This window comes from Nocardioides caldifontis (assembly GCF_008087345.1).
Lineage (GTDB): Bacteria > Actinomycetota > Actinomycetes > Propionibacteriales > Nocardioidaceae > Marmoricola_A > Marmoricola_A caldifontis.
This window is the reverse complement of the sequence record NZ_ML701736.1, coordinates 25,575-38,697: the sequence shown is the minus strand read 5'-3', so window position 1 is coordinate 38,697 and position 13,123 is coordinate 25,575. Positions and strand designations below refer to the sequence as shown.

The window sequence follows — 13,123 nt, the reverse complement described above, 5'->3', positions numbered from 1 at the left end:
GCATTTTAACGCATATTCGCGCTAAGTTGCCGCACGTGGCAGAGCTGAACCGGTACCCCCGGCCCAACGTCGCGGTCGACCTCGCGCTGATGACGGTGCTGCCGGCCGAGGGGCGGACCGCGGTCGGGCGGCTCGGCATCCTCCTGCAACCGGTGGACGACGCGTGGGCGCTCCCCGGCCGGTTCCTCCGGCCGCAGCAGACCATGGAGGACGCCGTGGCGGACGTCCTCGGGATCAAGGTCGGGCTGCGCATCACGCCGTCCCGCCTCACTCTGCTCGGGGTCTTCGACGACCCGGCGAGAGACCCGCGTGCATGGACGATGTCGCTCGCCCACGCACTCGCCCTGCCCGCCGACGAGCTCGAGAGCGCGCAGGGGGAGCTGGTGGGCGTGGACCTCCAGGGTCGCCCGCGACCGAAGCGCCCGCTGCTCTACGACCACGCCGACATCGTCAGTGCTGCGGTCGCCGCGATCCGGGCGCGGTACGAGCGGCGCCCGGACCCGGATGGCCTGCTCGCCGGACCGTTCACCCTCGCCGAGCTGCGCGCCGTCCACGAGGCCGTCCTCGGCGAACCGCTGCTCCGCGACACGTTCAACCGGCGGATGACACCGCACCTGTCGCCGGTGCTCGAGCGCGACGGCTCGCCTGCGGTGCGCAGCAGCGGCGGGCGACCGGCACAGCTGTACCTGACACGCCAGCAGCGACAACTGTCGGACGACGAACGCCGCCGTCTGCTGCTCCCTCGTGACCAGCGGCCCCGCGGCAGGACGAGGGGGAACTGATGGACAGCGTCACCAACTGGCTGAACACCGCGGCTTTCACCGCGTTCGGCGCACCGACGACGTGGGCCGAGGTGCTCGGCTTCGGAAGTTTCGGATGCAACGGCTCATAACAGCTTGCCAACTGGAACATTGCTGTCCGGACCGTGCCTGAGGGCCCGCCGTCGAAGGCTAGTACTCCTGCATGTAGGTGCGCCGCGCCTGTGGGTGGTCGGGCGTCGACACGTACGCCACGCCCACGTTGAGTTTCTCAATCTCCACGCTTAGGTCGAGCCCACCTCGCCCTCGCAAGTATCCGGCAACAGCCCGCGAAGCAGGGTGATTGGTCCGGAAGACAATTTTCGTTCCCGCGTTGCCAAGGACATCCTTGTGGAAGTCGTCGGCGTTCTGGCTGGCCACGATGACGCTCACCCCGTACTTCCGACCCTCCTTCATTAGCTTCGGCAGGGTCACGTCGCGCGCCATCCGATGGGCCTCGTCGAGAACGACCGCCAGCTTCATAGCTCGATCCTGTGGCCACTTGAACATCTCTCGGTAGATCTTGCGCAGGATGAACGACGCAGCGAAGAGCTGCACCTCTTCGAGCCCCAGCTGACTCACATCGACGACGACGCCACCACGATAGGCGTTGAGCAGGTCGAAGGCCGCATCTGCGTCATCGCGAAATAACCCAAAGTCCGTCATCGGCCTCAGCCGTTGGCGCGCGTTACGGCCACGGGCGTTGGCCTCGGCTGCTTCTACGGCATCACCGAACTCACTTATAACCGGCAGGCTGTCACCTCGCTCAGTGCCGTGCCAACCGTGCGCCGAGTACATTGCCTGAAGCGCGTCATAAACGTGATTCCGCTGGATCTCGCCGAGCTTGGTGACATAGGCGACGATCTCCGAGATTTCCCACGCGGTCGTGTTGATCGGTCGTCCAACTCGTACGTCCGCCTCGAATGGACTGAACGGCAGCCCCTCCGCTGCGTTCAGGACCGTTGCTCCCGAGGGAGGATCAGCCGCCATGTCACCATGAAAGTCGAAGACCAGTGACGGCAGACCCTGGTTGGCGAAACTCCGGATGATGTGACGAGTCGTCACGGACTTGCCCTGCCCTGGGATCCCGACGATGAAGGCGTGCGGGCTGCCTTGGGTGCTGACTCGCCACAGCACATCAGAGGAGTTTGCGTCGACCCCCAAGACAGTCTCGACCTCGCTCGGATTCCTTCTGGCGACCGGCTCCACGGTGCCGACCTCGGGATCCGCCACGGGGCCGTCAGAGAAGGGCGCCGCAACCGCGGGACCGTCAGTAGAGGTGCTCGTAGCCCGCTTCTTCACCTGGGCCGTCCCGCTTGTGCTTACCGATTCCGGGCCTGCGGACGGCACGCCATTAGGCTGGGAACTCGAACTGTTGGCTCGGGACTGGGCCTCGGGCTCCGGCTGGGGATCCGATTGCGGTGCGGGCTCCCCTGGCTCGGCGTCTGGTCGGGAATCGGGGCTCGGGTAAACCGGGGGGTCGCCCGGTCGCCGGGCCGAGGCCCCGGGCCTGGACCCTTCGCCCTCCTTTCCGCGCGCAGAGGGCGTCGGCAGTACGGTGGTGAAGCCGAGTCGGCCCAAGTCGTTCGCCGTCAGGACGGTGAGCGGGATCTCGCCGTACTTCTTCCTGAATCCCTCATCGCCGTTCAGGCTGATCACATATCCCCGCAGGGAAATCTCCGGAGCGATCTGCCCCTCGGTCACCCGGTCGATGTGACGGTGAACGTCGGCTGCCCTCTCCCCGGAGATAAGGCCGTGCCGGACAGAGCGGTCGGCGTAATAGTGGAGGACGCTCGCCAAACGCGCCAGCTGCAGTCTGATGTCGATGCGAGGAGGGTCGCTGGCGAAGAATCGCGACTGCAGCAAGCGCTTGGTGTCCTGCAGCTGGTCGACGATGTGGTCAGCGAGCATCTGCGGCAGGCGCGCCTCCTTTCGGGACTTCACCTCGACGCACTCGATCTTGAAGGAGCGCTGGCCGACGCGCACAAGCAGAAGGTCGCAGCGACGCCTGGCCCCTTCGTCGCGGGCTGCGACGCCGAAGATCTCCGGGTGGGCATCGACGGGTACGACGATCAGCCCCTCGAGGTCACCCCGTTCCCGCAGGTGGGTGATGACCGCCGCCAGGGCAACCGCCTCGCGGGCGTGGTTGGTGTTCTCGAGCAGCCGCAGCGCCAACCGACCGGAGACGACGGCCAACGTGGACAGCACCCCGCCAACGCTGTGCTGAACGTCGGCGAGGCCAAGCTCGCGCATTGCTTCCTCAAGGAGAAGCTCCACCTCGCGACGGTTCGCAGTGGTCACGGTGAGGCGCTCGCCGATGCCCTCAACGAAGTCCGGGGCATAGTCGAGAATGTAGGACTCGCCGATCGCGCCGGTGCCGAGCTCGAACAGGTCAACACCGATGAACCGGTCGACGCCGATCACCCAATCCGACCTGGCGTGGGCCGCGCCGATGCGGGCCTGATGCTCCCCGTCCAGCACCACCTTGACGGCCGGAACTGCCCCCTCCGGCGACGAGGCGAGCCGCGCCACAGCGCGCTGGTGGGTGCGGTGCACGACGGGCAGCTCGCCGTCGCCGCCACCGGTGGACGGGCCGGTCGCCGCAGCACTCTCCCAGATCAGGTCACCAGCCTCGGTGAACGAGCGGGTCACGATCGGCACGAGGAGGTCCTCGAACGCCGGGCGACGTTCGGGATCCGGCCCGAAATCGACTGCAGGTGCGCCGATGTCCTGTATGACCGTCAGGTGTGCGCCCTGCGGGTCCGTCTTGAGGTCGTTGACGCGGCGCACCGACAGGGACAGCGGAGGCGTCAGGTGGGTAGTCTTCCGAGCGAGCTCGCGGCGACGCATACTCTGCTGCAGGCCGGAGAGGGCCGGCACGGGCTGGGTGTAGGACGGGCTGTCGGAGTAAACCAGGATTTCCAGCCGCCGCGGGTCCTCCTCATCATCCTCGCCCTGCTGGACAGGTTCACGAAGAGCGCCGGCGAGTAACCCCCCTGAACCGGGGTTGACCGCCAGCACCCGCAGCGTCCCACCGGGGTTGTGCGCGGCTTCGTAGGCCTTGATCCGCTCGGCCACCATCTGCGACGACGCTCGCATCGTCGATCCGGCCCGCTGCAACTCCAGCACCGAGGCCACAGACTCGGCGGCCGCTTCACTATCGACGTCGCCGGGCACGAGATAGAGCCCGGAGCCAAACGTCAGCTCCTCGGTGTACACCGCGAGTTCGCCATCGACGGGGACGGTGAACGGCAGGTTCGCCGGCACGACCTGGGCGACTAGATCGGCATCGACCATGCGCGCACGCGCACCACGCGGGGTCAGTTCGGTGAGCTGCTGAGCCCAGTCCCGCAGAACGAGGTCGTGAGTCGCCGCCCAGGCCGCACGCAGCGGGTGCGTCGGGAGGACGATGACGGCACGGATGACGGTGTTGCTACGCAAGACGTCGAGCGACATCGTGTCCATCCGCAGCAGGTCGTCGAGCTGCTGTCCTGGGAGCTCAAGCGCCCGCTTGTAGGACGCGGCATACGTCGCGGCGAGCTCGCGCAGCCCTTCACTCCAGGCCGCCGACTCGATCGTGTCCCGGTGCGGCGTGCCAGCGAGGGCCGCCAAGAACTCCGAGCGCGCCCGCTTGAGCGCGGCGGGAAGCGCCAGTTCGATCTCCTCGACCCGGTCCGGCTCAAGCGGCGTGCCGTGGGCTCCGCGTGCGCGGAAGTGCACCGGCCGGTCGGGCTGCGCGGTGGCCGTGCGCTGGCAGCTGATCAGCGGGGCACAGATCCGGACCTGGACGGCGCGCCTATTCCCAAGCCGCAGGGAAAAGACCTGTCCGTCCAAGTCCCAGGAGACTAGGTCTTCGGACAGATCGTCGAGACCATCAAGCGCAGCGCGGACAACGGCCTCGGGGACGCTCGTGGCCGCTGTCCGCCGGGTCTTCGTCTCGCCCTCCTGGGCGCCGACGATCTGGAACTCCTGACTGTCCGCGGAGGCCGGATCGCCGGACGTGAGGTTGACCGACTCCCCGTGCTCCGCGATCGCCCGTACGCTCACCACGAACCGGGTCCCGGCGGTCAGGGAGTCCTCCTCGAGGGCAACCTTGACAGTGCCCTGACGGCGGCCGCCCGCGATCACTGTCGACGCTAGAGGTTCGGTGTCGTCTGTGCGCAGATCATCCGGCGGGACTACCGACAGCTCCCATTTGGCCACCGCGGCAATGTTGGCGGGAGCGGTCCTCCACTTGACGGTGACGGAGCCGGTACCTCCTTCTGGCACCTCGAGGACCAGCTGGCCGTCGGCTCCCTGCTTGAGCTTGCTCCACTTCTCGACTGTGCCCGCCGCACTGGTGAAGGGCACGACCTCCAGCTCGTCGATGTCCTCGGCGATGTCCTCCGCCAGGGGCCACTTGTCGAAGGTGAGCTCGGGATGGTGCTCGGCGATCGCCTGAGCCCAGAGGCGCGGGTTGGCGAGCTGCGCTCCCCGCTGCTCGCAGAACCGGCGCAGTGGCCCGCGCCATGGCCCCTCCTGGAGTCCCGCGACCGTGAACCGCTCGTCCATCGCGGCCGCCGGCCGCGAGGGGCGGCTGATCGCCTGCACCGCCAGCCGGTTCCGCTCGACGCGGTTGCCTGGGTGGTCGGCGTGGTCTGGCACCAGACCCACCATCCACAGGTTCCGCCCGAAGGCGGCCTCGGTCGGTTCGACGCAGAGCTGGGCGAGGAACTCGGTCCAAGCCTCCTGGCGTTGCGCCCGCAGCCAGCGCCGGTTCCGGACGGCCAGCTCGCGGACAACCTGGTCGCCGATGCGATCGAGCAGCAGTCGCTCGACGTGGGTGTAAGCGTCGAGGACGGGGATTCGCTGGAACGAGTTGTCGAGGGAGCTAGCGGCGTGGCCCTCCCCCGCCGGCACGATTAGGACGCACGGTTGCTGCTTGCGGTTGCGGATTTCGATCGCGCGCTCGGCCGCGATCTCCCGGGGGCCTTCGGGGTGCGCCCGAAGCACGTGGACGGCGGCCTTCGACAGTTTCTCCGAGAGGGCGAAGGCGAGATCGGGAGCCAGCGCGGCATTCACGTCGTCGACGCGCACACAGTGTCCCGGCTCCGCTTCGTCGAGTAGTGAGGCAAGATGGTGGGCGAGTGTGGACGTGAGCAGTTCATTAGCCGACGCCGTCACTTGGCCGCCTCCCTGGGTCGGGTCACGAACTGAGCATTGAAATCGTCGGACAGCCCCTCGAAGCAGCCGAGGAGCTTCATCCGCTGAGTGAAGGCAGACAGGTTCGCCGCCGCGCCGGCGCGTGCGTCGGCGGAGTCGAGATCCGCCGGGGGTGCGTCGATGAGGATCCCGAAGCGTCGCTCAAGCCGGCTCAGCACCTCCCGGATCGGCAGCCTGGTCGTGGTCCGCTGACCGCTGCGGTCTACGAAGACCATGCACAGCAGAGCGACCAACCCTTCGTCGGAAAGCGAGTAACGCCAGCTGCCGCGGGAACGAAGGTCGCCCTTAAGAACGCCGTAGGCCTTCTTGATGCCTCCGGCAGAGTGGAACCACTTGACTTGGTTCTCTAGACCCCGCTTGCGCAAACCCTCGACGAGGATCGCCGTCAGTTGATCAGCTGCGGTGAGGCCCTCTGAGGCCCTCACCTCCGCGACGAACGCACGACCCTCGTCCGTCGGCGCCAGCGCCGCCTCGATCGTACTGATCTGCATCTGTAGGGCCATCTGCATCATGCCGTCATCCTTCAGCGCGGCAAGAGCAGCCATCCGCGCTGCCGCTGTTTCGCCCAGATCCGGTTTGGTCGGCAGCACAGCGACGGCCTCCTGCAGCGAGCGCAGCAACAAGCGGTCACCGAAGAACGTGCGCATTACCTCGAGGTCGCGCTGGACCGACATCCGTGACAGCTCGTCCGACGGGTGACCGCGCAGGCGCACGAAGTCGAAGTACTGGGCACACGGATTGGCTCCTACGGGCAGCTGAGCCCCGGTGGAGAGTAGAGACCGTACCGCATGTGCGGTGACCAGAGGCAGCTGGAACAGGCGCAGGCTCAGCAGGGCTGAGAGGTGCGTATACGCCTCGGCGACCGGGAGCTTGGGGCCGTAGAACGTCAGAAAGTCGAGGAGGTCCTGTCCGACTGGGTCAACCGCAAGGGGTACGGGCGGGTCGAGCGGCTCGAGGTCTCGGTTGTGCGCCTCGTTCCCCTCGAACTGCTCGATAAACCGGAGGGCCAGAAGCGTGTCGATGTCGACCTCGGAGCCGTCGTACGAGGGGTTGGTCGACGGGAACGGGCCCAGCTCGACGCCCCGGCCGAAAGTTTCCAAGAACAGTGTCTGAATGACCGCCGACTCGTTCTCGTCGCCACGAGCCTTGATCATGCGGGCCATTGCCTTGTAGGCGAGCGCGTCCGCTCGGCGGTTGCGGGATTGGCTCCGAGGTAGCCCACTGCGGTAAGCAGCGATAGTGAGCGGGCGGAGGTAGCCCATCTGAACCGTGTCCCGGCGCAGGCCTGCCGTTTCCTGGACCAGAACGGACGACCGGATCCACCCGTCGAGGACTTCGAGCCCCCGGTCCCCGTCAACGCCCGCGAGGTGCGGGGACCGCTGTAGCTTTGCCAGATAACCGTCGTAGGCCTTGGTGTCCACGCGCGAACCCGAAACTCGGCCGCGCTTGACGGCCCGTTCGAGGATCTTCGTCATCATCCGGTCGATGTCGGTGTCGTTGAGTTCGACGTTGATGACGTTTTCGGTGATGAGCGAGTTCTGGGTGAGTCCCTTGGGAATGGCGAAGGTCACGAACGCTCCTCCCCGTCGAGCGCGAACGAGATCGCAACGCCGCGGATGGTGGCTGTGGTCACCGAGCCGGACGAGTCCACGATGTGCGCGGCCTTCGAGGGATGGCGGCTCAGTTGCCCGACAAAGGCATCGATCTCCTGGCGGATCGCGTCAGACGCCGGGTCGTCCACGAGCTCGCCGTCGGCGGCGCGCAGGATCATCTCGGCGGTGTCGAGGTTGAGCCTGAGCGTGTGCTTCGACGCCCCAGACTCGTGGCGAAGCTCGAGCAGGTCGGGCATCGTCTCCACGAATGGGTGCGTCGAATCGGCGACGTGCACGGTGAAGGCCTCGCTCTCGATCGCGTGGAGAATGGCCCAGTTCGAGTCCCCTGCACCGACGCCGAACGCAAGGCCGGACGACCGGTAGCCGGGCGCGCCGAGCAGCCGGCTGATGCCGAGCAGCAGGCGGTCCCTGGTGGCGATGGGGTCGTTGCCGTGAAGCATCCTGACGAACTCGCTCAAGTAGCGGTACACGCGGACATCGCTGCGAGTGATGTCGTCGGCGACGCGCTCGCCGAAGTAGATGGAGCGGGCGGCGCTCTCGCTGCTGCGGAGGAACGCGGTCCCGTCGGCCGTGGAGGACTGCCGCCGGGCCCTGTCGACACTCGGGTTCGGCACCAGCGCGGGATCCAGGTCGCTCCACTCGTTGATCAGATAGTCGTTGCTGTCGGTCGCGAAGGCGAGGTCGTGCGCGAGGGCGTCGGACATCAAGCTGGCGTTCCTCCCCTGCCGGACCAGCTCGTGGACCTCGGCGCAGTCCCGATCACCCGTGATGACCCAGGCGGCCGCGGACCGGACGTCACGGAAGGTCGCCCGGCGCCGGCGCCGCAGGTGGCTGATCAGCATCAGCTCGCTGAACGCACCCGCGCCCGGCCCGCTCAAGCGGTCCCTATTGACGAGGATCGGGCAGGCCGTCCGAGCTGCGCAGGAGGAGCAGGTGTCCCAGAGCTCGGGTCGGACCAGGGACGCGAGGGCCCGGTCGGACAAGCCCGTTGCGTCCGTGGAAGCCAACGATCGGCGTTTCAGGTCAACGAGCACTACCCGGGAGGTGCCGGGGTCTCGTCCCGCGATCTGGTCCTGGATCTCAAACCACCAGTCCTCGTAGATATCGCTGTTGTCTTCGAAAAACTGGTGCAGGCGCCCGTCGTTGACCGCGATGAGAGCGGTGGCCGGTCCATCGCTCAACGTGCGGACCGGCTCCAGCGCCTGCTTCACCAGCTCATCTGAGCTCAGCGATCCGTGAGCTTCGCTGGCATCGAACACCGCATGGAAGGTGCGGTCCCGCAGTCGCAGGACCCATCCTGCGTCGTCCGAGTGGAGAGCCTCCGCGCCGCGGTCCCTGAGCAACTGACCAAGTTGCACCAGGAGCGAGGTCTTTCCGTCGCCTGGGTTGCCGCTGAGAAGTACCACGTCCAGGTCGCCGGCTAACACCCTCGGAACGAGGTTCTGGTCGAGGCGCGTGGGGACATACGTCGCGAGGGCGAACTCATCGTCCAGCCCGCGGTTGCCGGCGTTGCCGATCGAGCTCGCGCGGTACAGCCGTCTGATCGCTGCGACGTTGGGGTTCACACGGAACGTGTCCTCGCCGTCTGAGGGCGTGTCGGGTTCCGAGGCGATGCGCGTGCTCCGCACGAGGTCGAGAAGTTCCGCGGCGGATCGCGGGCGGTCAACCGGCGCCAACTTGGCTGCCATCAAGAACGTCTCCAGCAGCCTTGTTCCGCCGTGGCCCCACGCCTCCCTTTCTGCAAGGGTCGGCGGGATCAACTCGAAGCTGCCGGACGCCGTCGAGCTAACCGGGCGCCCGAGCATGGCGTAGGCCATGGTCGCGGCGAAGCCGAACAGATCGCTGGACACAGTCGCGGGCTCGCCGTCGCTCAACTCCGGCGCCGCGAACCTGGGCGTCTGCCCGGCCGGCCGCTTACCGGCGCGCACCATGAGGCCGAAGTCGATCAGCTTCGCACTGCTGCCGTCCGGGGACACGATCACGTTTGAGGGCGTGACGTCCCCGTGGACCCGGTCGCGGTTGTGAATGTAGTCGAGGGCCTTGAGGATGCAGACGGCGATGTCGCGCAGCTGCTCGACTGCGAACGCCTGGCCCTCGTCGGCGAGGCTCTCGCCCTCGACGTACTCCGAGACCAGGTAGTGCGGCGCCTCGTTGACATGGATGTCGTAGACGCTTCCGCAGTAGTCGTAGTGCAGTCCGTGGGCAGACTGGAATTCGGCGCGCACGTTGTCGGGCACGTCCTCGTGGAACTGCTTGAGCACCATGGGCAGCTCGCGCTGACGGTCGTAGACCTTCCACGACGTCGCGAACCCCCCGCTGCCCAGCTTGCGGACGATCTCGTAGCGATCAGCGATCAGGCCCCCCTCCTCGAAAACCCCCAAGGGCGTTGGTATCGGCTCCGGCGACGGCGTGGGCGCCACGAGCTCGTCGGCCAGTTCTCCGGCATGAGGCCGGTCCTTCGAGGCACCAGACAGCGCCCGGAGCATCGGCTCGGCCCACGGATATGTCGTGGCCACGGCGCGGCCCAGCTCCTCGTGGGTGAGCTCCATGACGTCTCTTCCCAGCAACCAGTAGCCGAGGCACAGCGCCAGGCTGAACACGTCCGACCTGCTGTTCGCGAGCGCGAGGCTGGGCGCGCATTCGGGCGCCCGGTAGTCCTCGCTCATGTCGCCGTCGTCGGCCCACAGGGCGATCGACTCGTCGCCCACGACACGGGCGAAGTTGAGGTCGCTGAACATGACGCGCCGCTTCTGGTGCAGCCACACGCGCTTGGGATGAAGCGCCCGGTGCACGAGGCCTGCGTCGTGGATGTCCTGAAGCGCGCGGAAGGCGTCGATGGTCACAGCCCGCGCGATCTGGTCGTCCAACCGGCCGTCACGACGTTCAGGCACCCCGTCCTGCACCGACGCACGCAGGGTCATGCCGCCCCTGGGGGGCACGACCGGTACGACGAAGAGGCTGCCGGTGTCGTCCTTGAAGGGTGGGAACGCGCGCCACGTCCGGCCGAGGTCTGCAACCCGGTTGACAGCGACGTACTCCCGTCGCAGAAACTCCTCGGGATCCCCGTGGGCGCCAAAGGCCGCCGAGGGATAGCACTTCAGCACCAGCCGCTCGCCGGTCGAATCCGTGGCGGACCACGCCTGTTCCCGTCCGGCGCTGGCAACCCGGGAATCCAGCGTGTACCCGCCAAGGGTCGGCTTGCCGTCGGGCTTCGGCAGGTCGTCGAGGTAGGCGATGACGGGGCGACGGGCGACGCCCAGGCCCGATCCCGGGAATCGCTCGTCCAGAGCCAGGATCGCATCCGCGGCTTCCGAGAGTGCCCAGATGTGCTCCCGTTCGTCGTGGTTGTGCCCACGCAGGATTTGCAGCTTGGGGTGGCTTAGGACCACGGCCGGTACGACGCGGTGGGCCGAACCGAGATTCCTATACCCGTTGGCCCGCTGCTTGAGAGTACCGGCCACGATGCGCGCCACCTGACCCACACGATTCAGCGGGTTCGGCCGTGCGTCTGAGCCGACGTACCAGTTGTTGTCGTCGACGACGACAGTCGGACCCCAGGCCTTCTCCTCGATGACGAAGACAAGCGACTTGCCGACGATGACAAGGTCGGCGTCGTCACGGTTCGGGCCTGGCAGCTTCCTGCCCGCAAAAATGACCCAGTCTTCCGGGAGGGTTTCCGCGAGGTGCTCGGCGGTCCGCTGCTCACCTGGCCCTACATACTCGCCCTTGACCCGCAGATCCGCCATCAGCCGACCTCGGGATAGTCGTCGGGCCATACCCATTGCTGTACCAGCTCATCGGGCAGCGAGCGGATCCGGTCGAGGTAGACGTTGTCGCGGGAGTAGGTGAGCACCAGTTGGTCCTTGGCCCGCGTCGAACCAACGTAGCCACAGCGTCCCTCGCGACCGGCACGCTCGCTTCCGTCAGGATCGGCGAGGTGCTCCATCCCGACCAGGAAGACGACGTCGAACTCGTAGCCCTTCGCCGAATGCACCGTCATCACCTTGACCGAAGGCTCCGACAGGTCGAACTCCTTCGCTTGGTTCGGATACACGGCCCGCGCCGGGACGCTGACCTTCTTCAAGGCGTACATCACCTTTCCGATGTCCCACTTCCGGGTGACGAGCACTCCGATGTCCTGGGGATTCCGCTTGTCCTCCGCGAGGAGGAGCTGGATGTCGCGAGCGATGGCGGCCCCGAGCTCTGACACGTTCTCCGCCCAGACGAGGTCCACCGCCTGACCGTCGAAGGCGTCCTCCCGGCCTTTCACATCCATCGTCCTGTCCAGCGCTGAGGTGACTTCGAGGATCTGCCGCGTTGATCGGTAGGGACGGGTCAGCGTGGCCATCTCCACTTCATGGCCTGCGAGGGCGACTTCGCTGTTCGCGTCGCGATAGAGCGCCTGCTTGGGGTCACCGGCCAGGGTCACACCGCCCCGCCCGGGCCGGACCGTGGCCAGGACGAGGCGGGTCCACGCATCCATGAAGTCCTGCCATTCGTCAACGAGGACTGCGTCGAACACCGGCTTGACTTGCTTTAGCGCGTGCTTGACGTTCTGCCTGGCCCACTCCTCGTTGTCGAGGGAGACGCGGATCCGAAGTCGACTTGTCAGCTGCCCGAAGGTGCAGACCGTGATGTTGGCGTGGCCCCAGACCAAGGTTTCCAGGTACGGGACAAGCAAGCGGTTGTAGCAGAGCAACACGATGCGCCAACTGGGATTCTGGGTCGCCAGCCACTTGGCTCGAGCGGCCAGGACCAGGGTTTTCCCGCTACCCGGTGGACCGGTGACGAGGAGGACGTCTTCCACTTTCCTGCAAGCGATGCCGCTCTGCGTGGCGTCTAGCACGAGCCGCCGCGCAGCTCGAGCAGACGCACCTTCGTCCGACATCGGGTCACGGCGAGGAACGTCGATACTGAGGCGAGGTGCAAAGCGGTCCGTGACCGCGCTGACGGCACCTTCGTCAATCGCATTCGGCGTGAGTCCCGAGACAAAGGTGCCTTCGAATACATCCGCGAGCGCCAAGGTGCGGCCGTCAGAAGCACTTGCGTCGCCGGCTACAACTAGCCTCTGCGTGGGCACTCGTGCGATCTGCGGGATGTCGTTGCGAAGTCGAGCGAGCTTGCGGTTGAGCTCGACAAGGGCGCCCTCCTCGTGCTCAACGAGGTCGACAACCAGAAGGCCCCACTGAGCATCCACCGCGACCAGGCTTGGCAGGTCGTCGGACTCCGGCCAGAAGACGCTGAGGCCAGCCTCAGTCAAGTGCGTTGTCAGCGCCTGTTCCAAACTGGATGAGCGAGCAGTCGGCATGCCCCGTAGTCCCCCTGTTCACGTCTGGGCATACAGCTTAGCGACGGCCGAGATGAACCGTACGTACCTTTTGCCAGATCGTGGAGGTGTCGAGTCAAGACTGGCGCGGAACGAGTTCTGCAACGCTGCAGTACAGCAGCCTTCGTCTCCGTCAGCGAGACGAAGGTAAACCCGGAACTACACCACCCGGTGGGACGTCATTT

5 protein-coding genes are annotated in these 13,123 nt (G+C 66.7%); 1 reads left to right on the top strand and 4 read right to left on the bottom strand.

Annotation, left to right across the window (positions count from 1 at the left end):
- Positions 1-35: 35 nt before the first annotated feature.
- Complete coding sequence (locus tag FIP57_RS03035) at positions 36-782, top strand: NUDIX hydrolase (protein ID WP_203231028.1); 747 nt, start codon at positions 36-38, stop codon at positions 780-782.
- A gap of 168 nt (positions 783-950) precedes the next feature.
- Here FIP57_RS03035 and FIP57_RS03030 read toward each other — a convergent pair whose 3' ends face one another.
- Genes FIP57_RS03030 through FIP57_RS03015 form a run of 4 tightly spaced genes read right to left on the bottom strand, consistent with a single transcriptional unit; the run spans position 951 to position 12,920 of the window.
- Positions 951-5,960, bottom strand: coding sequence for a helicase HerA domain-containing protein (locus tag FIP57_RS03030; RefSeq protein WP_148571880.1), 5,010 nt, complete (start codon positions 5,958-5,960; stop codon positions 951-953).
- On the bottom strand, positions 5,957-7,570 hold the full coding sequence (locus tag FIP57_RS03025; RefSeq protein ID WP_148571878.1) for a methylation-associated defense system protein MAD7 family protein: 1,614 nt from the start codon (positions 7,568-7,570) through the stop codon (positions 5,957-5,959). Before FIP57_RS03025 ends, FIP57_RS03030 begins: the two co-directional genes overlap by 4 nt.
- Positions 7,567-11,358, bottom strand: a complete 3,792-nt coding sequence (locus tag FIP57_RS03020; RefSeq protein WP_162529664.1) for a protein kinase domain-containing protein — start codon at positions 11,356-11,358, stop codon at positions 7,567-7,569. Before FIP57_RS03020 ends, FIP57_RS03025 begins: the two co-directional genes overlap by 4 nt.
- A complete protein-coding gene (locus FIP57_RS03015; protein ID WP_148571873.1) occupies positions 11,358-12,920 on the bottom strand; it encodes a 3'-5' exonuclease in 1,563 nt (520 codons plus the stop codon). The genes FIP57_RS03020 and FIP57_RS03015 overlap by 1 nt, the downstream gene beginning before the upstream one ends.
- Between the last annotated feature and the right edge of the window lie 203 nt (positions 12,921-13,123).